At 51.8% G+C, this 26994-nt stretch carries 18 protein-coding genes and 1 riboswitch; of the genes, 5 read left to right on the plus strand and 13 right to left on the minus strand.

The window, feature by feature from the left end:
• Window positions 1–57 precede the first annotated feature (57 nt).
• The 3 genes from M4D81_RS11265 to M4D81_RS11275 all read right to left on the minus strand — a co-directional run bounded on the left by M4D81_RS11265 (window position 58) and on the right by M4D81_RS11275 (window position 4308).
• Window positions 58–2304, minus strand: a complete 2247-nt coding sequence (locus M4D81_RS11265; protein WP_260066282.1) for a helix-turn-helix domain-containing protein — start codon at window positions 2302–2304, stop codon at window positions 58–60.
• A gap of 315 nt (window positions 2305–2619) precedes the next feature.
• Window positions 2620–3231: a DJ-1/PfpI family protein gene (locus M4D81_RS11270; protein ID WP_260066284.1), complete on the minus strand. Its 612-nt coding sequence runs from the start codon at window positions 3229–3231 to the stop codon at window positions 2620–2622.
• A gap of 60 nt (window positions 3232–3291) precedes the next feature.
• Window positions 3292–3373: riboswitch (ZMP/ZTP riboswitch) on the minus strand.
• A 167-nt stretch (window positions 3374–3540) separates the two neighbouring features.
• The gene (locus tag M4D81_RS11275; RefSeq protein WP_260066285.1) at window positions 3541–4308 is read right to left on the minus strand and encodes a hypothetical protein; all 768 of its coding nucleotides are present in this window, start codon (window positions 4306–4308) and stop codon (window positions 3541–3543) included.
• Window positions 4309–4540: 232 nt separating this feature from the next.
• On the opposite strand from M4D81_RS11275, the gene M4D81_RS11280 reads away from it, so the two are divergent.
• The 5 genes from M4D81_RS11280 (at window position 4541) to M4D81_RS11300 (ending at window position 11344) form a co-directional block, all read left to right on the plus strand.
• The gene (locus M4D81_RS11280) at window positions 4541–5506 is read left to right on the plus strand and encodes a carbohydrate ABC transporter permease (protein WP_260066287.1); all 966 of its coding nucleotides are present in this window, start codon (window positions 4541–4543) and stop codon (window positions 5504–5506) included.
• Complete coding sequence (locus tag M4D81_RS11285) at window positions 5503–6339, plus strand: carbohydrate ABC transporter permease (RefSeq protein ID WP_260066289.1); 837 nt, start codon at window positions 5503–5505, stop codon at window positions 6337–6339. The genes M4D81_RS11280 and M4D81_RS11285 overlap by 4 nt, the downstream gene beginning before the upstream one ends.
• Before the next feature lie 165 nt (window positions 6340–6504).
• Window positions 6505–8298 (plus strand): cache domain-containing sensor histidine kinase, encoded by a 1794-nt coding sequence (locus tag M4D81_RS11290; RefSeq protein WP_260066291.1) that lies wholly within the window; start codon window positions 6505–6507, stop codon window positions 8296–8298.
• Window positions 8273–9892 carry a response regulator transcription factor gene (locus M4D81_RS11295; protein ID WP_260066293.1) on the plus strand — a complete coding sequence of 540 codons (1620 nt, stop codon included), beginning with the start codon at window positions 8273–8275 and terminating at the stop codon, window positions 9890–9892. The genes M4D81_RS11290 and M4D81_RS11295 overlap by 26 nt, the downstream gene beginning before the upstream one ends.
• A gap of 162 nt (window positions 9893–10054) precedes the next feature.
• Entirely contained in the window at window positions 10055–11344 is a 1290-nt protein-coding gene (locus M4D81_RS11300; protein WP_260066294.1) for an ABC transporter substrate-binding protein, read from the plus strand.
• Window positions 11345–11538: 194 nt separating this feature from the next.
• Here the strand turns inward: M4D81_RS11300 and M4D81_RS11305 are convergent, their stop codons facing one another.
• The 10 genes from M4D81_RS11305 to M4D81_RS11350 form a co-directional block, all read right to left on the minus strand.
• Complete coding sequence (locus M4D81_RS11305) at window positions 11539–12711, minus strand: glycoside hydrolase family 88 protein (protein ID WP_260066295.1); 1173 nt, start codon at window positions 12709–12711, stop codon at window positions 11539–11541.
• Window positions 12712–12744: 33 nt separating this feature from the next.
• Window positions 12745–15114, minus strand: a complete 2370-nt coding sequence (locus tag M4D81_RS11310) for a helix-turn-helix domain-containing protein (protein ID WP_071223178.1) — start codon at window positions 15112–15114, stop codon at window positions 12745–12747.
• Window positions 15115–15258: 144 nt separating this feature from the next.
• On the minus strand, window positions 15259–16959 hold the full coding sequence (locus M4D81_RS11315) for an alpha-L-fucosidase (RefSeq protein WP_260066297.1): 1701 nt from the start codon (window positions 16957–16959) through the stop codon (window positions 15259–15261).
• A gap of 10 nt (window positions 16960–16969) precedes the next feature.
• Window positions 16970–17848 (minus strand): carbohydrate ABC transporter permease, encoded by an 879-nt coding sequence (locus M4D81_RS11320; RefSeq protein ID WP_071223180.1) that lies wholly within the window; start codon window positions 17846–17848, stop codon window positions 16970–16972.
• A 14-nt stretch (window positions 17849–17862) separates the two neighbouring features.
• A complete protein-coding gene (locus M4D81_RS11325) occupies window positions 17863–18810 on the minus strand; it encodes an ABC transporter permease (RefSeq protein ID WP_194543949.1) in 948 nt (315 codons plus the stop codon).
• Window positions 18811–18901: 91 nt separating this feature from the next.
• Window positions 18902–20509: a type 2 periplasmic-binding domain-containing protein gene (locus M4D81_RS11330; RefSeq protein ID WP_260066299.1), complete on the minus strand. Its 1608-nt coding sequence runs from the start codon at window positions 20507–20509 to the stop codon at window positions 18902–18904.
• 229 nt (window positions 20510–20738) lie between these two features.
• Entirely contained in the window at window positions 20739–24233 is a 3495-nt protein-coding gene (locus M4D81_RS11335) for a M60 family metallopeptidase (RefSeq protein WP_260066300.1), read from the minus strand.
• A complete protein-coding gene (locus M4D81_RS11340; RefSeq protein WP_036660138.1) occupies window positions 24208–24777 on the minus strand; it encodes a helix-turn-helix domain-containing protein in 570 nt (189 codons plus the stop codon). The genes M4D81_RS11335 and M4D81_RS11340 overlap by 26 nt, the downstream gene beginning before the upstream one ends.
• Before the next feature lie 33 nt (window positions 24778–24810).
• Window positions 24811–25779 carry an NAD-dependent epimerase/dehydratase family protein gene (locus M4D81_RS11345; protein WP_260066302.1) on the minus strand — a complete coding sequence of 323 codons (969 nt, stop codon included), beginning with the start codon at window positions 25777–25779 and terminating at the stop codon, window positions 24811–24813.
• 16 nt (window positions 25780–25795) lie between these two features.
• Window positions 25796–26986, minus strand: coding sequence for a glycine C-acetyltransferase (locus M4D81_RS11350; RefSeq protein WP_071223185.1), 1191 nt, complete (start codon window positions 26984–26986; stop codon window positions 25796–25798).
• Window positions 26987–26994: the final 8 nt, after the last annotated feature.

Here is a 26994-nt window from a genome sequence, read left to right on the forward strand (position 1 = left end):
CCTGGTCAGAAGGATTCTCTACTTGATTCAGTACGCATGAAGCAGTTAGAAGGATCGTTAGTTCCCGTAATTCTGCTGCTTATAAGCAGCCTGCTCACGGTAATCCCCCGGTGACATCCCCATCAGCTTTTTAAACATCCGGCCAAACGAGATGGCATTGGAATACCCAACTTCGGTCGCGATATCTTGTACAGGCAGCATGGTCTCCTCGAGCAGCTTCCGGGCATGGTTCATCCGCAGCTCAATTAAATAATCCACGAATTTCTGGCCGGTCTCCTCCCGGAACAGCTTGCTCAGCGTCTTCCAGTTCATATTGAAGCGTTCGCTTAAATAATTGAGAGACAGATCCGGATTGCTCGAGTTCTGCTCCATAAACAAGCGCACCTTCTGAATCGTGTCCGCATGATTCCGGCCCTCCATGAGAGCGAGCATACTGTCGTACAGAGCGGATAAAGCCTCCCCGAACTCCTGTTCCAGCTGCTCCAATGTATCGGATGATTGAAGCGCGTTCCGTAACGCAGGCTGCCCCTCTGTCAGCCACAAATCCTGAAATTCTTTTGCCATGCACGACATCTCACGTCCGAGCGAGTACATCATGTAATCCACCAGGTTCACCACGCCGTCCCGGTCCAGCATGTTTTGTCCAATGTTAAGGATGAGGGCATTGTATTTCTCCTGCCAATCCCTGTTGCCGAGCCGGAAGGATTGAGCCATCGAACGGATCAGGTTCAAGAAATCAAAGGCATGGCCCCGCTCCTCCCCGGATACTTGGGTGTAATGAATGATTCGGTTCTCACCGAGGATCATTTTGTATTTCAATGCGGTGCGTGCCTGATCATAGGAGTCCGGGATATCCGTATATCGCTCTGTTTTCTCCCCCATACCAACGGTTATGGTCAGCTTCAGATGCTGCTCCACCCACTGGCGGGTCTGCTCAAGCAGCGTGACCACATGCTGTGCTGCGTCCTGGTCGTCCGCCATCGTCATCACGCCCAGCTTCGAAGCGGATATCCATTCTGTCCAAACACTCGTTTCCTGCCCGGCTGCAATTTCTTGAACGACACTTTTGAGGGCAAATTTGATCAAATACTGGTCCTGCTGCGGGTACTGCTCGCAGAACAATGGATATTTATCGATTTCGATGACATTGACGATCTGTGATTCGGACAAGTCCGGCAGTCCCATGACGTCCCGCTGCTCATTCCACTGCTCCATATGGGACGGGTACTGCCCCTCCATCAGCTGCTGGAACAGATACGCTCTGCGCAGCAGCAAATCCTCCCGATGCTGCTGTTGAAAGCTGCTCGCCTGTTCCAGCATACTTTCGAGTGCCGATTCGATAAATGCGAACTCATCCTGTTTGCTGTTATGGATCAGCGCGCTCGTTTTAGACTGTGAATAGTTATGAATCCGGGACACGATGGCTTCAATCGGCTTATAGTTTCGGCGCGTAACCACTACGATCCAGACGACCCCGGCAACGCACATGAGCAAGCCAACGATAAACCAGATATTGTACAGCTGGCTGACGATACCGACCACTCTGCCTTGGGTAAGACCTCCCTCATATACCCACCCGGTATAAGGCGAAATCGCCTTGGAGACAAGCTCCCCACTCTCTGCCATGGAGGTACCGGGGAGCATGGACTGCCCCTGCGTATCCTTCATATGAATGAAACTAACATCGGGATTTACCATGCCCTGAATCATGTTTTGTATGGCGTCCACCTTGATATTAACGGCAATAACGCCTTTCCCATGGGTAACGAAGGGTGCATCTCGCACCAGGGTCACCACATGCTGCATACTGTTGAAGCTGAACTCCCGGAAATTCCGCATCGCACTCCACTTTGCTTCACTATTGACCTGGCCCAAATAAGGCTTGAGAAAGTCATAATCCGCATAATCCTGCAAGTTGAACGAGGACGAAGTACTCAACACGAACTCATCCTGGGTCCGCACGAGCACCATGGAATCCACAAGCGGATTGGACACCTTGAACTGCTTCATGGCCTTCACCGCCTGCATGTTCAAATAGACGTTGTCCTGATCCTCATGATTGAAAAATCCCGACATATCGGGGTTGAACAACAATTCCTGCACGAGCATCTGATCGATGGCCTTCAGCGAGTTGTCCACCGAACGCATCGCCTGATGAATCATCGTCTCATTGGCCTGAATCGCACCTTGCCGAGACTGTTCCCCGAGCATCTGGAAAAAGACAAAAAACACAAATGAAATCACGATAAAGAAGACCGGCATATACGATAAAAGCTGACGGTAAAACCACGCTTTTCTTCCCATAGGCATCCCCCTAAAGCGAATAATTCCTTATCTCATCGTCGATTTGAAGTAATTTCATCATAGAAGAATGAGCGGAGTTTACCAACACTTTTTTAAAGAGCGGAAGAAAAACAAGTCTAAAGCATCACGACTTCCATAGCATGGACGTGGTCATTAAACATATGTGATTTGAAAGCAATGAAGGGAGTTAACAAATTCAAAAAACTATTTGATTTTATGTTACATAATCTTGAAAAGACTATTTGTACTCCTCTTATAGATTTTTAACAAGTGCACAGCCGGCTGACATGCGCTTGAAGAACACGAACAATCATCTTATCCTCCTTTTGAAGAATAGTGCATATACACGTCTCTTAAGTTACCTGCTTTATAATATGGATACTCCATCTTCTGCTGAACTTGAAGAACTGTCTCCTTGGTCGTCAACATTTCGACCAAGTATAGCCCCAAGTCGATGGAAGCCGTAACCCCCGCACCAGTTACCGTATTACCATCACGCACAACACGAGCAGAAATCACTTCCGCACAATAAGGAGCCAGTAAATCATATGCTGATGAGTTGGTAGTAGCCCTTTTCCCATTCAGGAAACCAGCTGCGCCCATTAGCAAAGCCCCAGTACAAATAGAAATCGCATACGGTACAAGCTCCGCTGTCCGAACCCAGCTCATGAAATCCTCATCAAATCGAAGCGTTCTGGTTGATAAGCCCCCAGGGAAAAACACTAAATCAAATTCACCTAAATTAGGCAACACCGCATCGGACTTCATTTTAAGCCCCCGGTCATCCGTGATCTCCGGCCTGTCTGCACAAAACGTCCATGATACGTTTTCCTTCGCTTTCAGGATCGCTAGCCAGGTCACTGCTTCATAAAATCCAGCTAAGTCCATGCTTGTCATTCCATCGAATAACACAAACGCTATTTTCATCGCCGCTACCAGTCCTTTCATTCCTTGAAAAATAAATAAAGCGCTTGATCAAAAGATCAAACACTTTGCCCAGGCGTACGGCATATAAAATATGTGCTTCCTCGTGGTTCAATCCACTTTTACGCCAGTCACACATACCAGATATTTAATACTTAATATACATGATCTTTGTTCACATTGTAAATATATGGATTAAAGTAAAGAAGGAGCACCTGCCGCAGCAAACTGCTCCTTGTAAATTGACCTACTTCTCCCGTTAGTTGGGAAAACCATGCCTGCCAGTAATCAAAACATAACCGTTGACGATCCTTAGTCCTCTTGGAGAGAATTATGTCCTGTAAAATCCTCTTGGATCTTTTTCATTCTTTCAAGGTGTGGTTTCAACTGCCGTAGTATCTCCGCTTTATGTGACTCTATTTGATCTTGGAAAAACATGTGATGTGCGTCATCCTTAATCGACGTAATCGTTTCGTTTAACGCGCGGAGCTCAGTCGCCAATGAGCGCAAGGTTTCTCTAGTCTTGGCGTCTATTGTTTTAGGATTAGACTTCCAATACAAATAGCTTATATGGTATAACGGTGGCCATGTCCTTGCCTGAGTTGCAAGATAAAACATATCCTGCTGCATATTCGTTGTCATTGCCGTATTATTAACTGAAAGCTGAGGAACAGCATTGTTTCTGAAGGTATCGCTAAATTCAATGATTGTTAACAGTTGCTCATCGATTTCTTCCGCTTGGATCTTCGCCTTATCGATCAATTGCCGAATCTTAGCAGGATCTTCATTTTCCTTCGACTCACTAATTGCCATTAAAGTGTCAGCAAACGGATTCATTTCAGAAGCGTGCTTTACTAAATAGACAAATGCCGAGTCGTTCTTCTGCTGATACAGTGAATAGAGATCATTGTATTTTACAGATGATTGGTTTTCCAAATGTTTGTACATCGCAGCGTTTATTAATATGAAAATAATAAGTATTAGTACGTAGATCTTTATGTGCTTGGGCAAAGGGGACTTCCTTTCTGAAACATTTAATTGTCCTGGTAGCGTAAAACATTCAAAAGAATAGTTTAGCATGGAATTCATCACCCATAAATGGATAATATATTCCACTAAACTGCCCGTTTGCTTTAATGGGATGCCAAGATGGATTGACCTTAGGCAACCTTGTTATCGGGCATGTATTCACTTTCTCCTGAACTCACTCCTTAATCATTCAATAATGAAAGAATTTGTGCATCTTTCGCCTACAGGCCTGATTTTCATCAGGATACAATGGAAGCTATCAATAGGCGAGAGGTGATTAATCATGAATGCACAAACGGCACAGCCGGTGGGCAAGGCCAAGCTGGACAAGAATATGAAAGCGGTTGCCAAAACACTCAAAGGGCGCTGGAATGCTCCGTTAGCCGGCTACCTGTTCATCGCTCCCTGGCTGCTGGGCTTTCTTATTTTACAGCTGTGGCCCATTATCCAGTCCTTCTATTTATCCTTCACCGAGTATTCGCTGCTGGAGCCGGCCCGCTGGATCGGACTTGAGAACTACCAGGATATCGCTCACGACCGGCTCTTCTTCAATTCGCTGAAGGTGACATTTCTGTACGTGATCGCTTCCGTGCCGCTGAAACTGCTGGTGGCGCTGGCTGTAGCCCTGCTGCTGAACCGGAACATCCGGGGCATATCCTTTTACCGGACCATCATTTACCTGCCCTCTCTGATCGGCGGGAGCTTGGCGGTGGCCGTGCTATGGCGCAATATTTTCGGTTTGAACGGCTTCATTAATCAGCTCGTGATTTGGGTCGGGATCGCCCCCAAAAACTGGATCGGCACCCCCTCCACCGCCCTCGGCACCCTGGTGCTGCTGACGGCCTGGCAGTTCGGTTCATCGATGATTATTTTCCTTGCCGGTCTCAAGCAAATCCCAAGTGAGCTGTATGAGGCCGCCTCCGTGGACGGGGCCTCGCCGCTCCGCAAGTTCATCCGGATTACCCTGCCCATGTTGTCCCCGGTCATCCTGTTTAATCTGATCATGGGCATCATCAACGCATTCCAGATGTTCACTTCGGCTTTTGTTGTCACGAATGGAGGACCGGTCAATTCAACCGAGATGTTTGCCCTGTTCCTGTACAATAAAGCCTTTGGTTCCCTGCAGATGGGCTACGCCTCGGCCCTGGCCTGGATATTGCTCGTTATTATCGGCATCGCCACGGCGCTTAATTTTGTCGCGTCCAAATACTGGGTCTTCTACGAAACCGAAACGGAGGGCCGCAAATGACAGGTTCACATAATAAACAAAACTGGCTGGTCCATATGGTGATGATTGCATTCTGTTTCGTGATGTTTTATCCCGTGCTTTGGTGGATCGGAGCCTCCTTCAAATCAACACCGGAAATCAGTCTACCCACCCTGTTCCCTAAAGTATGGTTGTGGCAAAATTATACGGAAGGCTGGATGGCACTGCCCAAGTATACATTTACACGCTTCTTTATGAACAGCCTCAAGCTCAACGTGGCGACCACAATCATTCATGTCATTTCAGCCAGCCTGGTGGCTTTCGGCTTCGCCAGGCTGACCTTCCCGCTGAAGGGGTTATGGTTTTCCATCCTGCTCATGACCCTGATGCTTCCGGGACAGGTCACGCTCATCCCGCAGTATACGATGTTCCATTCCTTCGACTGGATCAATACCTATCTGCCGCTGATCGTCCCGTCAGCCATGGGCGGAGCCTTCTTTATTTTCCTGATTGTCCAATTCATCCGCGGCATTCCGCGGGAGCTCGATGAGTCAGCGAAAATCGACGGCTGCTCCTGGTTCGGCATTTATCTGCGCATCATCATGCCGCTGACCCTGCCGGCACTCATCACCGTTACGATCTTCTCGTTTATTTGGGGCTGGGACGAATACTTTGGGCCGCTGATTTATCTGAATACCGTGGACAAGTATACTGTCCCGCTCGCGCTCAGGATGTTCATCGACTCCCAGTCGGCCGTTCCGTGGGGGCAGCTGCTTGCCGTATCCCTGCTCTCCGTGCTCCCGCCGGTGATCATTTTCTTTCTGGCGCAAAAGCATTTCGTGGAAGGGATCGCCACAACCGGGCTGAAAGGTTAAGTTTCAGAGCGGTAAACGGATACTGTGCCGTGTTCTTCCAGCTCTTCTTCAGGCAGCGGTCAAGACGGAGAGGTTCAAGCATCCGGCTTCCGCCAACCAACATGGACATTGAGGCAGCAGCGTGAATGCAGAGTCCTCATGGCTTCCAAGGGGAGGGAAAAACGCATGAATCCGTTTCGCACGTTCCGCATCGATTACGTTTTTTTCTTCAGCTTTGCCGGTTTTATCGCGGTTCTCATCACGATTATGATGATTGTCAGCTATCGATTTTCGGCAGATGAGCAGGCGGACAGCGCCTCCATGTACCAGCAGGCGGTGCTGCAGCAGCTTAACAAGCAGCTTACCGACCAGATGAGCGCTGTGGAGCAAACCTCGCTGGCCGTGTCCATCAACTCCCCTCTGGTCAACTATATAACGATGAAAGGAGATTATTATGCACGCAAGAAAGCCAGCGACGAGCTGAACCGGGATTATTTGGCGCCGATGCTGAACAGCTCGCGCTCCATGTTTTCCTTTCAGATTTATATGAAAGATCCGCTTCAGGTTGATCCCAACGCCAACATTCAATACCTCCCGCTCGCCTCGGCCAGCGGGGAGAGCTGGTATCCGGCCGTCGACAAATCCGATTTTCTCTGGATCGGCCAGCGCGAGGTCGGTTCGCCGCAGGGAAAGCAGCAGGTGATCAGCTTCGTCCGGAAAATCACCACGCTGGACGGCGTAAACCGGGGAATTTTGATCATCAATGTTCGGGTTAAATTTTTGCAGGAAATTCTGACGGAAGACAACTCCTCGGCCAGTCGACTGCTGCTCGACTCCGGCGGCCGGATGATCATGCACACCCGGATTGCTCCGCCCCCCGGGGAAATCAACGCCATCCTGGAGCGGGTCAGCGGGGACGCCGGCCATGCGCATCAGCTGCTGGCCGCCGCCGGCTCGCTCCCGGAGAAGGACATGCTCACCGTGTGGTCACGGACGTCCCCCGGCAGCTGGATGCTGGTGGAGCTTACGCCCTGGAAGGAAATCACCAGCGGGAGTGTCCGCCTCGCGTGGACGATGGCCGTGGTTGGAGCCGCCGCCATACTGCTGTCCCTGTTCTTCACGTTGTTCCTTTCCCGAAATTTCACACGGCCGATTCGGAAGCTGGTTCAGCTGATGCAGGCGTTCAATCCCGGGAAACGCGGGCAGCCGCTGCCGACGGAATACCGCAACGAATTCGGCAGCCTGTTCAGCGGCTACCGCAAGCTCACCGAGCGGATCGAAACGCTGTATGCGTCGCTGGAGCAGCACTATAAAGCGCAGCGCGAAGCGGAGATCAAGGCGCTTCAAGCGATGATTAACCCCCATTTTCTCTACAATACCCTGGACCAGCTGAACTGGATGGCGCTTGAAGCCGGCCAGGAGAAGATCAGCCACGTACTCGAGCTGATGGGGCAGATGTTCCGCATCGGACTGTCGGGCGGTGAATCCATGATTTCGATTCAGGAAGAGCTTCTGCACGTTGATTGCTATCTGAAAATCCAGCAGTTCAAGTGGGGTGAAGGATTGGAATGGCACTTCGATTGCCCGGAGGATTTGCGGCAGCTGATGATTCCGAGACTGACCCTGCAGCCCTTTGTGGAAAATGCCGTTATGCACGGTTTTCATGGCAAACGCCAGGGCCGGATCCATCTGACTTGCGCGGAAGAGGACCGAGGCATCCGGATTCGGATTCGGGACGACGGCATCGGGCTGAGTGCCGACTGGAAAACGCGCAAACGCCATCCGACGGGCGGATATGGCATCCGCAACGTGACGGAGCGCATTCAGGTTTATTTCGGTCCGCCCTTTGGCGTTTCGCTTCGAAACCGTACCGATCCGCCGGGCACCGAAGCGGAGATCTATTTGCCAAGGCTAAATCAGCAGTGGGATCAGGATCAGGAAGGGGGAGGAAACCATGTGGACCATCGCTATCGTGGATGACGACCGGCAAGTGCTCGGCGGCATGTCCCGGCTGATTCCCTGGGAGCAGCTCGGAGTTCGGCTCGTCTTGGAGGCCATGGATGGTGAAGAAGGACTTCGGCTGATTGAAACAAGCCAACCCGACATCGTCATCACGGATATTTACATGCCGGTGATGAACGGTCTCGACATGATCGAACAGCTCCGTAAGCAGCAGTATGCCGGCAAAATCATCATTTTAAGCGGGTACTCGGATTTTGATTACGCTCGTAAGGCGCTTCGGCTTCAGGTCGACGATTACTTGCCCAAGCCGGCCTCACCGACCACGATCCGCGAGGTGCTGCAGCGTGTTACCCGCGAGCTTGCGGAACGCCGTGCGCTGGAAAACAGAGAGCGGGAGCTTCAAAACCAGCTCATGGAGTATGAGCCGTATCTGGAAAGGGAATGGGTCAAATCCATCCTCATCGGAGGGACCTCCTCCCCGCTGACGGATCCCTCCCGTATGCTGGAGCGGCTGGGCTGGAAGAATGCCCAATTCATGATGCTGGCCTTAGAAATCAAGCGCCAGGGACGCATGGAAGGCATCTCCGTCCGGGACTGGCACCTGTTCCGTTTCGCCGTAGGCAATACGGTGGAAGAGCTGGCCGGGCAGGATGGGCTGCGCAGCTATTTCCTGGAGCTGCACAGTCACCACATGGCACTACTGCTGTATAAGCCCCTCACCTGGCCGACAGAGGCGTTCCGCTCGGAAGTTCTGGCGCTGGCAGGGCGAATCATTTCGTCCGTGCATCGATTCCTCAAGGTCAAGCTGCACATCGGTGCCGGTCTTCGCAAGGACGACTGGCTTGCCATCTCCGACTCCACCGAAGAAGCGTTTCAAGCACTCGCCGAGCGGCACGAACCGAATGTCGCCCATCCCTGTGTCTACGTATATAGCGAAGGCGGCTTCCGGCGTACAGCGCCGCGGAACGTACGGCCGGTGCGATTTTTCCAGGAGATGACCGACGCCGTGCGCACCTTCGATGAGCCCAGGGCGCTGCTGGCGCTGGACGACTTCTTCCGCAAAGACGGCGGCGCGGCTCAGCTCCAGCCCGATGAGCTTGCCGCCATCGGAACCCAGCTGTTCGCCATCCTCTCCTTTACCCTGTACGAGTCCGGCATTCGGCTTGACGATGAGCTATCTCTCGCGGACTTAACCAAAGAACAGGAGCAATTGGAAGATGCCCAGCAGTGGAAAGCATGGGTAGCGGAAAAAGTGAAACGAATCTGTTCGCGTTACACGCCCAATGAAAACCTCAAGCATAAGGAAACGGTCGATTATATCATCCAATACATTCATGAGCATTACGCCGAGAACATCCATCTTCAGGATGTGGCCGACCAGGTGTATATCTCCAAAAACTATCTCAGCACCTTATTCCGCCAGTTTACAGGTGAAACCTTTGGCGATTATCTGACTAGGGTGCGCATGGAAAGAGCCAAGAGCATGGTTCTCGAGAAAAAACTGCTGATCGCTGAAATCGCCGAGCGGGTCGGTTACCGGAATGTTCCGTACTTCACCACACTGTTCAAAAAGCATACCGGGCGGAGTCCCACCGAGTTCCACAAAGCCTAATCCGCCGGTCCGCTTTATTCTTGGCGCCTGAGCATCTCGCCCCCCTTTATTCGATAATCGTAAAATACTGAAACGATTTGTTATTTTGTCCCCTACGAGTAGTGCCCTGGACTTGGTACGTTAAAGGAAGAAGAAGATCAGTTACTTAAGGAGGTTCATCCAATGAGAAAATCATGGCACCGTCTCGCCGCCGGCGCTGCTGCCGTGCTGTCACTGTCCCTGGTTCTCTCCGCTTGCAGCGGGATCAAGAAGGAAGAAGCCGGATCCGCGGAGTCGGGAGACGGCAAATCCATCACGCTCCGAATCATGTGGTGGGGCTCGCAGGCACGGCATGACGCAACTTTGAAAGCGCTTGATTTGTACTCAAAAAAGAACCCGGGCATCACATTCGAGCCGGAGTATCAGTCGTTCGACGGGTATCAAGACAAGCTGTCGACTCAGTCTGCCGGGAAAAACACGCCGGATATTTTTCAAATGGATGCCGCCTGGTTCAACGATTGGGCGTCCAGCGGACGGCTGGAGGATCTCTCCTCCATCCCGGTGGACCATATCGATAAGGCGCTGCTCGAAACAGGCACCTACCAGGATAAACTGTACGCGATGCCGCTCGGCAACAACGCCTGGGGCATGGTGTACAACAAGACGATGATGGACAGCCTCGGCGTTCAGCCGCCGAAGACATGGGACGAATTTTTTGCCATGGCGCGTGACCTGAAGCCGAAGTTGGCTAAGGACCAATACCTCACGCGGGACCTCACCGCGGACGGCGCGTTCTACATGTCGTATCAGCTGAGCATGGGCAAAGGATTCTCCATGAGCAAGGACGGAAAGTTCCATTATGACGAGGCTATCTGGAAGGATTGGATGAACAAGTGGGCGGAGCTGCGCAAGGACAACCTCGTGACACCGCCTGACGTAACCGTATCGGATAAAGCGCAGGACGCGCAAATGGACCTGCTTATCCAGGAAAAGATTCTGCTTCGGGGCGCGCATGCCGCGGAATTCGGCGGAACGGATGCGTTAAAGCCCGGCGTGATGGCGTTAACAACCCAGCCGAGGGGAACGCAGGCGGGCGGCTGGCTGAAAGCCTCCATGTACTGGAGCGTCAGCCCCAACAGCCAATATAAAGAGGAAACAAAGAAATTCATCGACTGGTTTGTCAACAGCGAGGAAGCCGGAGAAATTTTGGGCACTTCGCGGGGGATTCCTGTCAACAAAACCGTAGCCGATGCGCTCCAGCCCAAATTTACGGACGTCGATAAAAGCTCCCTGAGACTAATCAACGAGGTGTCCAAGGACGGCGCCGCGTTTGACCCCGGCCCCGGGAATAAGGGCGGCTGGGCCAACTTCACGAAGGAGTACGACAACATCACGCAGTCGATCATGTTCGGTAAACTCAGCATCGACGAGGGCTGGGACCAGATTGTCAAATTGAGCAAAAGCCTGGAGTAATCCATGCTGAAAAGCTGCTGCTATAATTTTGGATAGAAACCGTCATCGAAGCGGTGGCACGCCAAAAAGCACCTGAAGGAATCGGGTGCTTTTTTCTCGTTTTTATTTTTACAAATCTGAGCAGCATCTCGCAAAAAATCGTCTGCAATTCGTTCTGCCTATATAACTGTCTTTTGAATATGGACTCACGTCATTCACCAGTACATATCCCAATCTTTAAAGACCCTCACCAACGCCTCGAAATAGAAATAGTCCCCCCAAATGCAGCATTCGTCGATGCCGTTGCCAAGCGGCTTTCCGTAGACCGCATGCTGCAGAATGCCGTTGGATTCAGGGAGCGTTGCCGTCGTATATCCATCGCTTAAAGACGCCAGGATGCGCAGTGCCGCGTTCTCGTATGTACGGCGCTGCGGATGCGAGAGCGGTACATGCTTGGCCAGCTCCAGCATTCCGCATACCGATATGGCGGCTGCCGAGCTGTCCCTCTCTTCCTGCCCTTCGGTGAATATCAAATCCCAATAGCACACATCATCCTCAGGCAGCCGATTCAAATAGTAATTCGTGACTCGCTCGGCATCATGCAGCCGTGTTTCTTCCTTCGTATAGGCATAACTGAGCGGCATACCGTAAATGGCCCAGGCCTGACCGCGGGACCAGCACGAATGATCCGAATATCCTTGGGACGTTTGCCCAAACCTTGGTTCTCCGCTCTCGACATCCATATAATACGTGTGATACGTTGAGGAATCCTCGCGGATCAAATATCGAGCGGATTGCTGTGCATGGCTTATGGCGGCGCGCCGATACTCCGGTTTGCGGGTTTCCTCCGTCGCCCAATAGAGCAAAGGCAAATTCATGCAGCAGTCGATGATCATTCGGCCGCGCTGTGACGGCCTGTCTAGCTTGCCCCAAGCCTGAATGATCCCGGCTTTCTCGAAATACCGCTCCATCAGCAGGTCTGCTGCGGCCAAGGCAATCCGTCTCGCTTCTTCATTCCCGGTCAGCTTATAAGCGGCAACGCAGGACAGGGAATACAAAAATCCCAGATCATGCGTCTCCGTGGCGATGCGCTGCTCCACGCGCTCCTTATAGCTGTGGAGCTGAAGCTCCGCTATCGACCGGTACTTCGTTTCCCCCGTGACCTCATAAGCAAGCCACAGCATTCCGGTCCAGAAGGACGATGTCCATTCCGTATTGCCGATTGGCTCATAAATATGATTGCGGCTTGCAGGAGATGGAAAATGGTCCGAAAATGTGTCTAAATTCTCATCGATCTTATCCAGCACGAATTCGATGGCGGCTTCGGTCCTTTGCCGCGTCCATATCGTTGCCTCGCCGTATTTTAAAGGTTCCCGGATCGCTTCCATGGCTAATTGGCCACTCCTCTCCTCGTTTAAGCGTTACTGCCCGCTTGCGCTCACCCGATATTTGCCAGGGGTCACCCCCTCCAATTTCTTGAATGCCCGGATGAACACAACATCATTGGTATAGCCGACCAGTTGGGCCAGCTGCGCATTGGTCAGTTCCGATTGCTCCATCAATGTCTTCGCCTTCTCAATCCTCGCACGGGTAATATAATCGGTGATATTGCATCGATTCATCTTTTTGAAGAAACTCGAGATATACTGCGGCGTCATGCCGAAATGGTCGGCAATCATGCCAAGTCCTAAATTATAATCGGTTAAATTCCTGTCGATGAATGCCATCATATCCTGCTGCAGCTGGATGCTGTGATCGCTATGCTCCGTATGAAAGAGACAGGTCAGTTTGTCATATAACCGCTTGGTCTCGGCCTGCATTTCATCACTTGTGGAACAACCGAATATGTGTTTTACGGGATCAAAGCTCGGGCCCAGCAGGCTTTCATGATCCGTGTTCGTCAAGTTCAGTATTTTCAGAAAGGTGCTGATGATATTGAAGAACAAGCATCTTCCCAGTTCCGGGGTCATCCCCGCCGATTTAAAGTTCATCGTATAAATATTGTCCAGCAGCTTAGCGACATTTTCCGTATCGCCGCCTCTCACATGGTTGACAAGCTGCGTCTCGAATTCGATCGGATAGTAATAATGATGCTTGATGTCGCGAACATGCCCGAAGTGAATGATCGAATTTCTTCCGCTGAACATACGGTAATCCAGGGCGGCCATGGCTTCGAGATAAGCGCTGCCGATCGTTCCGTTTCCTGTGTGTACGCTGCTGACGGCAATCGTCACGGAAATATGGAAACGGTCCTCCAGTACCCGGAGCAATCGCTCTGCAATCTCATGAAGAAAGAGCTCGGCTTCCGCCTCCTCAACCGGATGGAAATTAACCAGGATCGCTACCCGGTCGCGTTCCATATCGACGGCGAATCCCTGGTGACCCGAATTTGCGATATCCGTGCCGATATTCGAGATAATAAACCGAATTTGCGTCCAACCTTGCTCGGATGGCTCCGGCGACAGCCTTGTAATATCCACGGCTTGAACAATGATTACGGCAAACTTGTCGGACTCGAAGCGGATGCCCATGGTCGCTAATGTCGGACCCCCTTGATCCCCTGCATGATCCGGATCGATGTACCCCCGAATGAGCCTTGACAGAAAATCAGCGCGGATGACGGGCGTCTGCCTGAACAGTCGCTCCCTCAGATGCCGCTGCTCAACGAGCGAGCCTTCGATCGTTTGCAATATGAAATCATATTCGTTCGCGGCCGGCTTATCCTGAATCGGCTTTCCTTGAAGAATGGCATCCACCACCCGTTTGACGGGACTGTATTGTCGGTATGCAAACCAACAAGCAACGGCCGCTCCTGCGACAAGCGATACGACAAACACCGTCAGCGCCATTCTCTTCAGTTGTGCTACTCGTTCCATGACACTGCCCATCGGCATGACGGACACATATTGCCAGCCGGCCTCCTTGGATTCCGTAAAGGTTACCATGCTGTCCGTGCCATTTAATGCTGTCTTGAACAATCCCGACGGACCGGCCAATCTTTCCGTCACCTGCGCGGACAGCCCCGAGCCCGACGAGCTTGCAATCACGCCCCGTTCCTTATCGAGGATATAAATCTCGCTGTCGTTGGCGGACTCGATTTGGCGGAACATCTCTTGAAGCTGCTGTCCATCGATCATAATAACCAGCGTTCCGCGGATATTGGACACGTCATGAAGCGGAAGGGATTGCGCATAGGTAATCACATCCGCCGGGTTGCCATTTCCTTGGTTCGGGTTCTGCAGCAGCACATCGGAGGGCAGGAATGCCTTGTTGTGGTAGCTGCCAAGCATCGTACGCTTCCATGATTCAAAGTCCATATGCTCAAACCGGTAATACTTCTCGTAAAAGGTTCTGGCATCCGTCCGCAATCCAGGCTTCAGGATGACGTCTCCGGCCTGCAGATGAACATAGTAGTCTCTTACGAATCCGCTTACAAAAGATTGATAGCGATTTAAGTAATCGCGGACGAATTCTACCTGGCGGTACGCCCCTCCTTGATCGTGCCGATCAAGATTCAGCAAATAAGTTAGTTTAGAGTTAAACATGATTTGCTTAGCCAAAATATCCACTTCTTTAAGCTTGCTGTCCACGGAAAGCCGCAGCTGCTCCAGCATCGCCGAATTTGATCGTTCCGCATTGTTTTCCATCACGTTTTCCACCCGTCCATATAGAAAAAGCCCCACGGTCATAGGCAACAAAAGGATGAGCATATACGAAACGATCATGGTTTTCAAGACGCGTCCCCGGCTGCTCTTTCGCTTGCCGGGAAGAAGGCCGGGTATCGAGATCATGTCGCATTCCTCCAAGAAAATGTATGGAAACCTATTTCTTGAATCCTTCGCCGAACGGACCAGCAAACCCTTTAATCCATTCGGTCACCCAAGAGAGAAGCCCCCGTGATAAGGAATGTTTCCATTTTGGGAACAGCGGGGTATTTAAAGCACCTGAACTAATCGCACGGAACGAAGCTTCACGGCAGCTGCCTGCCAAATTTCCGGTCCAAAAGGTTTCGGCTTCGCAAGCTTGCTCGATAAGGTCAACGCATACGTGCCCGGATTCTCTATTACGATCCGCCCGATCGTTGAATGTATCTCGGTGTACGGATGCTGACAAGAAATGGAGTCGCTGACGACTTTATCCTCTCGGGGAATATAAGCAATCGTCTGTCCTGCTGCCCGTACGGTGACTTCATGATCATATTCCTGTTCCCAAACGGCATCGGATTTCTTGAAATTGACGAGGTAGACTTCATATATGCCGGACGACGCTGCCTTGAAGGTCCACCGGGCCTCGTTCATCCCGTTGCCTGTCGTTATTTCCGACAGTACAAGATCCAACTTAACAGCGCCGTTCGCCTGTTGGATAAAACCCTGATCTACATCGATCCTTCCCTCGAGTTCCAATGCAATAACCGATACATGGTCTTCTGGCGGAAGTTCAGGCAAGCGGATCCGCATCTCGTGATGGTCAGTTTCCGGCCGATAGCTCTGGTGCACAGGAAGACATGTGCTGGGATCCGTGAGCAGATATGCTTTGCTAACCGTATTTCTTACACCGTTCAATACCAATTCTTCCGCAGGCCAATAGCGATTGTACACATGCAGGAAGAGCGTATTCCCTTTCACCGTAACCGCTCCCCATTCCAGCTCATAAGGGAACGTGCTTGCGCTTGTGCCGTAGACCGCCTCTCCATTTCGCGCAAGCCATTCACCGACTTCCTCCAAGCGTAGAGCGGATTTTTCCGGAATTAAGCCTGTATCCGTTGGGCCGACATTGAGCAGCAGGTTCCCTCCCTTGCTTACGATATGCACCAACTTTCGGATCAGAGCATCCGTGGATTTCCACACTTGATCCTTGGTGCTGTACCCCCACGATTGATTTAAGGTCATCGGCGTCTCCCATTCCCGCGTTTCCTCGCCTTGCATCGGGATTTCGTTGTCACCCTTGGATTGATAGTCACCGAAATCAGGCCAATGGCTTACCCTGCTGTTAATCAGGCAATCGGGTTGAAGCTCGCGGATCATGTTTACCATCGCTTCGCTCTCCTTCTTCGACAATCCCCCGGATGTATCGAACCAGAGCAGCCCGACCGGACCATATTCCGTCAGCAGCTCACGCACTTGTCCCTTCGCTTTATGGTTCCAGTAACGAAAGAACGCCTTCTTCTCCAGCTCATAGTCCCATAGATTGTTAAACGTATCGTGAAGAGCATGCGGATGATGCCAATCAATGACATGGGAATAGTAGAAACAGAGCCGGATTCCTTCCTCCCTGCAGGCCTCGGATAATTCCTTCAACGGATCCCGGCCGAATGGAGAAGCATCCATGATATTGAACGGGTCCGTCCGTGAATGGTACATGGCGAAGCCATCGTGATGTTTGGCTGTGATGACGATATATTTCATGCCTGCCCTTTTGGCGCAATTGACCCAAGCCTTGGCATCAAACTGCATCGGATTAAATTCCTTGGCGAGTTTTTCATATTCCTTTACCGGAATTTTGTTGGCATACATGACCCACTCCCCTTTGCCGAGCAGCGAATATACCCCCCAGTGGATGAACATGCCGAATTTGGCATCCTTCCACCACTGCATCCGGCTCTTGCTTTGCGTTACGATATCTAATGAGTCAGCCATCGTTCTCCTCCTATTCCTTAATGGCGCCGATCAAAACGCCTTTGACGAAATATTTTTGCAAAAACGGATACAGAAGCAGTATCGGCAATGTGGAAACGATAATCGTTGCATATTTAATGGTGTCCGCGATCGCCATCCGGTCTCCCGAGGCCTCCGTCATCATGCTGTCGGTCGTATTGGTTATGAGAATTTCCCGGAGCACGAGCTGGAGCGGGAATAGCTCCCGATCCCTCAGATAGATGAGCGCCCCGAAATATGAATTCCAGTGTCCCACGGCATACCACAGAATCATGACGGCGATAACAGGCATGGACAGCGGAATAATGATACGGAACAGAATGATCAGGTCGTTCGCCCCGTCGATTTTCGCCGATTCCTCAAGACTTATCGGAACGGACTGAAAGGCAGTCCGCATAATGATCATATTGAACGTCCCGATCATCCCGGGGATCAGCATCGCCCAGATCGTGTTCAGCATCCCCAGGTTATTGATCAGCAGATAAGTCGGAATCAGCCCGCCGCCGAAAAACATGGTGATGACGATCAGCATCATCAGGACATTTTTGAAGTACAAATTTCTGCGGGACAGCACATATGCGCCGATCGCCGTGGCCACCAGATTGATGGCCGTTCCTGCCACAACGTAGATCAGCGTGTTCCGATATCCCGTCGTAATCATCGGATTGTTAAACACTGCCTTATAGGCTTCGAAGTTAATATCAAGCGGCGCGAACAGCAGCCCCCGGTGCTGGGCCAATGAAGCGGGATCGCTGAACGAAGCGAAGGCAACATACACGAACGGATATAAGGTGACGAAGCAGAGGCCCGTCAGGATCAACGCATTCAGACAGACGAAGGTTATCTCTCCAGCGGATCGTTTGTTAGCCATGGACGACCTCCTCTCTACCACAGTTTATGTTCGCTGACCCGCTTGCTGATTGAGTTCGCGAGTACAAGCAGGATAAAGCTGACTACCGCATTGAATAATCCAACGGCGGTCGTGAAGCCGTAATCCGTCTCCAGAACCCCTCTCCTGTAGACAAAGGTCGAGATCACGTCTGCCGTTTCATAAGTAAGCGGGCTGTACATCAGCAATACTTTTTCGCTGCCAACGCTAAGCATGGAGCCCATATTGAGAATGAAAATGATGATGATTGTCGGCAGCATGCCCGGCAGCGTAATGTGCAGCATCTGTTTCCAGCGGCCTGCACCGTCCATCTTGGCCGCCTCGTACAGGGTCGGATCAATGGTGGCGATGGCAGCAAGATAAATGATCGAACCCCAGCCCACGCCTTGCCAAATGCCGGAGCCGACATATATCGTACGGAACCAGCTGGCCTCGCTCATGAACGGAATCGATTCGATGCCGAAAAAGCCCAGAATCTGATTCACCAAGCCATCTCTTGCGAGAAAATCGAACATGATCCCGGTTACCACGACGATGGATACGAAATGCGGCAAATACGATATCGTCTGAACCGTACGCTTAAACAGCCGGCTGCGGATTTCGTTCAGCAGCAGGGCAAGGATAATCGGTGCCGGAAACGCGAAGATGAGCTCATAAATATTGATCAGAACGGTATTGCGCAGAAGGCGTTCGAAATAATAGCTGTTAAAAAAATTGCGGAAATGCTCAAATCCGATCCACTCGCTTCCCCAAATACCATCGGCAATGCTGAAATCTTTGAAAGCCATCAACAGGCCGTACATCGGTCCATAGTGGAAGACGGCATAGTATAGAATGACGGGAAGCGCCAGTATGTAGACGTATTTGTTCCGTTTCAAATCGTTCGCAATCGTTGTCCATTTCCCTTTGCGATGCTCGAAGGGATACTCCTGGGTTGCTGACAATCAAATCCCTCCCTCCAAATCAATTTATATGGCGCCAAGAGCGGCGGAGTCTGCATGTTTCCGCCGCTTCAGGACGTTTACCGTTTACCGTTTACCGCTTACCATAGCGCTCCAAGGCTTTCTGCTGTATTTCCAGAGCTTCGGCAAGACCCATGGATTCAATGGTTTTCACATACTTGTCAAACTGATCCAACGGCTCGGCGCCCATAACGAACTTCAAGTACATCTCGTCCTTGTATGTGTTGATGTCCGTCATGATGGAAGCGTAGCGGCTGCTCTCGGATTGGGTCGGCGTCGTGCGCGGCATTTTCTTCTCCATGGTCGGCTCTGCCCAGATGATCTTGGACTCCAGCTGATCCGGCTCGGTCGTATATTGTTGATCGAACCGAATATCAAGCATGAACGGCCCGCTGAAGGTTGCGCGGTTGTGCTTGGACATGGACTGGATCACCGGCAGTCCGGAAGGGTCCTTCAATACTTCGGGCTTAAATATCGGCTTGCCGTCCTCCATCGCATAGCTGACGCCCTCTTTTCCGAAGTTAAACAACAGGGTGCCTTCCTCGGAATAGCCGTAATCCAGCCACTTCACCGTTTCAATCGGGTTTTTGTTGCTGGTGGTAACCGCTGCCCCGATTCCGTTAAAGGCATGGTCCTTATATCCCCAGATCTGCTTGTCGCCCTTGTTCATCACAGGGTAGGGGGCTGCCACCAGTCTGAAGTTCGGATCTTTATCCTTCATGAGCGTTCCATACTTGCCAATCCCGCTGCCGGTGTATAGAATCGCTGATCCGATCTGCCCGCCCGTAATTTTCGCCTCCAGCATTTTCTCATCGGTCGTCGCAAAGTCTTGATCCAGCAAGCCTTCCTTGTACCACTGGTTCATGAGCGTCAAGAACTCCTTAAACCTCGGGTCCGTCGGGCCGTATTTAACCTGACCCTCCTCTTGGTAAAACCCGGCATTAATACCCCATGCCCCGAGAAAAGCGGTCGTTGTATCGACATCTCCTTTCGTCAGATACAGGGGAATCTCATCCGCCTTGCCATTGCCGTTCGGATCTTGCTCCTTAAAAGCCTTCAACACGTTGTACCATTCATCAATCGTTGTTGGCATCGAAAGTCCCAGCTTATCCAGCCAATCCTGCCGGATCGTCGGTCCGAGAAATACCTTAAGCTTGTCGTCGGTGCGGAGAAACGGGAACACATAGATGCTGCCGTCATCGGTCGTAATTTCCTTCTTCCACTCCGGATGCTCCTCGAGCACCTTTTTAAAGTTCGGGGCATATTGGTCGATCAAATCATTGAGTTTGATGATTTTACCGTCCTTGATCGCCTTCTCCGGTCCCCCCGGATAACCGGCCCATGAATATTCGATCACATCCGGGAGTTTATCCGAGGTCATCATGAGGTTGAACTGCTCCGTCGCCTGCTGGCCCTGCGGAGGATGCTGAAAATCCACTTTCACCCCGGTGATCCCCTCCAGCTCCTTATAAGCCTCGATTTCGTTGTAACTCTTCATCGTAGCGGACACCTGGCTAACGATTTGCACCCAATACGTCAGTTCCGATAGAACCGGAGGAGATTCCGGGTCCTTCGATGCCTCCGGTTGTTCCTTGGCAGGGCCGCCGCAGCCTGCCGCTGATATGGCCATGGTGGCGGCAAGCAAAACAATCCAGAATACTTTAAGCCTGTTGACCTTCATTATCATTTGCCTCCCTTTTCATTTGCTTGTTGTGTGAACTTCTGGTTGTTAAGCACCACCTTACTGAACATTTTGGCGATTGAACACTGCCGTGTTTTCTAATTGTGCAATATATTTTTAAGGCAGTACATTGTCTATATTTAATCTCGGACTGACTTATTTCATGATGGATGGTCATTACAGAAAGGAAGGGCGGCCGCAACGGCCGCCCTTTCATCCATGTAAGCTGCTAGGAAGCCGAGCTGCGGCTTCGGATGTAGTCAATGTCTCCAAGAAGAAGCTCTGCGAAGCCGGAATCGATATGCTTGCCCTGCTGCGCCTTAATGGCGTGCTCCAGCGAAGTCAGCGCATCTTCGGCGGCTTCGCTTCCTGCCGGCTGCTGCTGGAGATCCGCGATTTTGGCTAATAAGCTTCGGGTGATGCCCTGGTTATCGATCCAGCCCTTCTCTTCCCCCGCGGTAACGATATCGTCCAGATGATCCCGATTCACAACGACTTCGAAGGGATACTCGCGAACGGTGACGTTCCCGGCTGCATCTTCTGCCGTTATGCGCAGGGTGTGCGGTCCGGCTGACAGCGTTAACGGCTCTCTAACCAGCGTTTCGGAAGCTTCCTTGCCATCCAATTCCAAGCTGAAGCCGGATACGCCGCTTAATGTGTCCGTGATTTGAGGTGAAATGGTGAAACGCTCGGTTTGGTATACCGATTGGGCAACGGTCGCCGTAATGGCCGGCCCCGTCCGGTCGATCTTCACCGTCTTGGAAGCTTCGTCGCTTCTCACACCCGACATAGCGGCCGCGCGGGCATATACGATGGTCTCGCCTTCCGATTCCACGAGGATAGGTGCCGTGTAATCCGTCCATTTGCCTTCGGATCCGATCTTATACTGGCTTCGCATGCCCGCCGCTTCAGCTTCCGCTGTCATGGTAACGGTGACCTTCACCGATTCACGGTTCCATTCGGTTCCCGTGTCGGCCTTGATCTCGGGTGGAGCACTCAGCGTATGCGTCTCCCGCAGCCGCCACAGCTCCTGCGTAGGCATCGGCAGATTCAGGGCGTCCACGCGGGAACGAACCTCTTCTTTGGAATACGGCAGTGCCCATTTGTCAAAAAACTCCGTCAGGTTCTCGCCTGCGATTGTGGATGCCATGACCACAAACGTATCGATCTCCTCTTGATTCGTCGCGGGCAGCTCCGTCGCCGGCAGCTCCCGGTAGGCCTGATGAAGCTCAGCATAAAAGTCCCATCCGTAAGCCAGGGAAAGCTGGCGGAACATTACGAGATAGCCGAAAAGATCCAGCTGGCCCGAGCTGCCGAACGACTTGTTCGGTATATCGCTTTCGATATAATCAAATGCTAAATCATAGAAATCTTTCCCATCGGCGTTGCGAATCAATAAGTTGCTGCTGTTGCCGAATTTCTCTTGGATGTATAGGGAGTAAATATTAACCGTGATTTCACCTGTCACGTTCCAGTTCCAGGCTCCTTGCTGATATTCGTGGCCGGTCTCGTGCCAGAAGCCCCAGCCTCCCTGGGTTACTCGGGATATGTCCACGGCGTGACCCGCTGAAGGATCGATGTGGAACATGATCGGATAGCCGGCATGCATATAACCCGCACTGATCTGACGATCCGCAACGTAACGGAATGGAAGGTCGATACTCTTATGCGGCAGTGGTTGATTCGGGGAAAGCCCCGCGACTTCCTCGGTGTAGTCCACGATCGCGTCCCACTTCTCCACTAATTGCTGTGGATCTCCAAGCTGCCTGATATACTCGGACGGAAGCGTCAGGATCACTCTGCGCCCTTGAAGCTCTGCCCATGGAGCGGGATGATGCCGAATCGTATCTTCCCATTCAGTCGAAGAGGTCTCACCAAGGATATAATACGGAGCGCGAACTCCGCCGCTGATTTCAATATCCTTCGCAACGCCCGGCTGCGGCTTGGTCGGAATCAGGTAAATCAGGCCGCCATAAGGGCTGCGGATCCGGTTCTCGCCCGGAAGGAGCGGCTTCCGCTGTGTGATGACAGGAGGTCGTTCCCATTCCGTTTTACTTGTCAAATTATCCGTGTGAGCCCCTACCTGCACATCTAAATTCTGGGTGCCTTCAGGAACATGAATCGTTACCCATTCTCCGGCCGGTGCGTATAACCCCGTGCTGATCCAATTCTTCGGAACCGTCCCTTGGCGTAAATAGTCAAAGGTTGAATAATCAAAATTCACGTGAACGGATTGTCCCGACACTCGCGGCGCGTCCCCCGGAACGGTTCCGGGAAATTGATCGGCATAAGGGGATTTGGGGGCCGTCAGGTCATTGCCGATCCGTCCCAATTGAAAAGCTAACAATGCGCTGGTATAGGGCGCTTTGGAACGGTCGAGCGGAAACGTAAGTTGGGACTCTAAGTCGCTGGCATCCTGCTCGATCACAGCATATAGCGGACTTTGCGGGGAGATGCTGCTGACGGTTCCGCCGGTCACCGAAGCGATGACTTGCAGCTTCTTGTCAGCGCCGGCGCCAGGCCGTCCGACGTTCACCTGATCCGGTGATAGCGTTCCAGCCTCAATCGCCTCGGCCTGCTCCAGCAGCTTTAGCGAATGGTAATTGGCGGATTGCTCCGGTGTCAATGTGGGCAAGGTTTCCGTTCGAGTCGACGCCGTATTGTTCATCAGACCAAGACCCATCCGGTTCAATAGGCGTTGCACCGGAAAATCTTCACTGAGCTTGCCCGAACGGCCCTGATATTCATTCCCGAGGAAGACGTGCGGATATTGCTCCATCACCCATCCTTTTAAGGGGACAACGACATGACCTCCTTGCGCGACGTAATGCTCGACGGCATCGACCTCACTATCCTTCAGCGTCCCGTCAATATAAGCTACGGGGTAACGGGACGGATCCAGATGCTCCTCCGTGAATTGGTCCAACCGAACCAGATCGATCGGCACATCGGTTTCGATGATATAATTCTTCCACGTTGCCGACAACATGGGCAATCGCCCCTTGCCTTCCAACGCCTCCTGATAGGTCAACGTCTCGGAATCCTCTGTTAACCACAGGAGGATGTTGCGTGCCACCGTCTTCCGCTCATCGGTAATATCGGAGGTGAATTTGAAATAGGAGTCATCGCCTGCCACAACGACTTTGCCTTTCCCGTAGCGAGCCGCTGCAAGTATCGGCGTCGTGTCCGGGTTGACCGCCAGAACAAAGGCTTGATCTCCGATGGCCGCGACACCGCCGTTATAGGTGGCCGATACCGTCGGATAACCGGACAAATCCTTATAAATTACATCAAGATCATGCTGGGTTGCCATGCTCGCTGCGGTATTCGTACCTAATACATGAACGTCAGCCTGCTCCGTCATTCCATCCGCCGCCATCAGTGTCTTCCCTGACGGCGGAACGACTGCAAGCGTGCAAGCAACCGCCAATAACAGCTTCAACCACTTTTTAGTGTGGAAACCCATCAACCGCTCAACTCCTTTGCCGATGATTTCGTAATAGCAACGAGAAACGAACTGCTTCCGTTTCACTTCCCCCTCCCTCCAATTTCCTTTTTCCCTGCGTCCTAAATATAAAACAGCCGCCCGGAACACCATACAGTCGATATTTAAGATCGGACTGTATTTTTTCCGGGCGGCACTAACTTTCTTTAATATTTGGTTGACGGTAATCAATACGTGAAGCTGTTTATCAAGATCATCCTCTGGCTGCGGCATCCGCATAGAATATAATCGTGTAAAATTTCGTGGTTTCATTCCCAGGGTTAACGTACCGATGAGGCCGATTAGCCGAGAAATGCACAGAGCTTCCGGCAGGGACGGTGTAGCTTTCGTCTTCGCGCCACAGCTCCAGCTCTCCCTGATGCACAAAAATATATTCCTCCACGCCATCATTATGCGCTTCTGAACCATGGTCACAGCCGGGATCCATGATGACCATATAGGACTCGAATTTGGTGCGCAGGTTGTAGGAGAACAAAGGGTATACCCGGTAAGCGCCTTCGGCCTCGTGAAAAGGCTCCACGTCCTCCGGGGATACCACGGTCACTTCGGTTTCCGCCTCTTCGATGAGCGTGGTGAATGAAATGCCGAGGCCGCTGACGATGCGCCACAATACCGAAATCGTCGGGTTGGAATCCCCCCGCTCGATCTGTCCCAGCATGGCTTTGCTTACACCGGTCAACTCGGCTACGTTATCGAGGCTGAGGCCCCGTGATTTGCGGATAGCCTGCAGATTTCTCCCTACTTTTTTATGAATGGGTTCCAAGTGTAACCATATCCTCCTTCTGAAACTAAGCCGTTAACTGATCTTGCTCTGATCCGCTTGCGGCTTCTCCATAAGCTTTGACACCATATCATCGGTCATATGGTTCAAATCATATTGTACATCAAATCCCCATTCTTCGCGTGCCGCAGTTGCATCGATAGAATCCGGCCATTCGTTCGCAATCGCTTGACGGACAGGATCCACGTTATAGTCGAGGCTGAAATCCGGTATATGGCGGCGGATGCTGGCCGCAATCCCCTCAGGGTCGACGCTCATCGCCGTAACATTAAAGGCATTACGGTGCTTCAGCTTAGCCGGATCTGCTTCCATCAATGCAATGATAGCGGAGATCGCATCCGGCATGTACATCATGTCAAGGTAGGTCCCTTTATCAATGTAGGAAGTATAGCTGCCGCTGCGAATAGCGTCTACATACATCTCAACCGCATAATCCGTCGTTCCCCCACCCGGAGGGGCAGAGTGGGAGATCAGGCCTGGAAAGCGCAATCCGCGGGTATCCACTCCGAATTTATGGTAATAGTAGTCACACAACAGCTCGCCGGAGACCTTGCTGACACCATACATCGTTAACGGGCGCTGCAGCGTATCTTGCGGCGTTGCTCTTTTCGGGGTGTCCGCCCCGAATGCTGCGATAGAGCTCGGTGTAAAGAACTGGCAGGATAATGCCCGTGCCGTCTCGAGCCCGCTTAACAAACCGCCCATGTTCAGGTTCCACGCCAGTGCGGGATTGGATTCCGCCTTGGCGGACAACAGGGCTGCAAGATGGATAATCGTATCCGCGCGGTGTTCTTTAGCTGCTTCATGGAAAGCTTGGTGGTCGGTTACATCCAGTATTCGGAACGGTCCTGATTGCACCGTCTCATGATGGATTTGGCGAATGTCCGTTGCAAGAACAGCTTCTTCGCCATAAACTTGCCGCAATTTCGCCACCAGGTCTGAGCCAATCTGCCCGAGCGCACCGGTTACCATAATTCGTTTCATCACTTGTGCCCCCTTATTAGATCAGACCCAGTTCGCGTCCGATGGTTTCATATGCGGAAAGTGCGCGATCCAGCATCTCCTTCGTATGCATGGCGGTAGGCATGTTCCGAACTCTTCCCGTGCCTTTTGGCACCGTAGGGAATACGATCGATTTGGCATACACGCCTTCTTCATATAATCTGGTGCTGAATTTCTGGGTGGTTGCTTCATCTCCAATAATGCAAGGCGTAATCGGCGTTTCCGTTCGGCCGACGGAATAGCCAAGACGCTTAAGGCCTTCCTGCAGATAACGGGTGTTCTCCCACAGCTTCATTTGCAGATCTTTGCTGTTCTGCAGGATGTCGATAGCGGTAATGCAAGCGGCTACGGTACCTGGAGGGAGCGCCGTGGAGAACAGGAACGGACGGCTGCGGACCTTAAGCCAATCGACCAGATCCCGTGATCCGGCAACATACCCGCCGACAACGCCAACTGCTTTGGACAGCGTGCCGATCTGGATATCCACTCGCTCCGACAATCCAAAATGCTTCACGGTGCCTGCTCCGCCGCCAAGAACGCCTGAGCCATGCGCATCGTCCACATAAGTGATCAGATCATAGGTCTCGGCGATCTCCACGATTTCGGGAAGCTTCGCAATATCGCCGTCCATCGAGAACACGCCGTCGGTAATGACCATAATTTTGTTATATAAACCGGATTCTCTCGCTTCTTGCGCTTTCAAACGCAAATCGTCCATGTCTGAATGGTTAAAACGGATAACCTTCGCCTTAGTCAACCGACAGCCGTCAATAATGGACGCATGGTTCAGCTCATCCGACAAAATCGCATCCCCGGCACCCATCACCGCCGAGATCGCCGCCATATTGCAATTGAAACCGGACTGATACGTCAGCACCGCTTCGGTTCCCTTGAACTGCGCAAGCTTTTCCTCAAGCTCAACATGAAGCATGAGCGTTCCGTTAATGGAGCGAACGGCGCCGCTTCCGGTTCCGAAATCGGTCGTAGCCCGGATGGCCGCTTCTTTTAATCGCTCATCATTCGCCAGTCCGAGATAGTTGTTGGAAGATAAATTCACGAATTCACGACCCTGAATGGTAATAAGCGGACCATTCGGACTTTCAAGAGGCTGGATCGTATTATAGAGTCCTTGCTGCTTGAGTTCTGTTAGATTATCCTGTAAGAAAGCGCTTAACGATTGACTGGACATATGAAATT

This window comes from Paenibacillus sp. p3-SID867, assembly GCF_025142895.1.
Taxonomy (GTDB): domain Bacteria; phylum Bacillota; class Bacilli; order Paenibacillales; family Paenibacillaceae; genus Paenibacillus_AQ.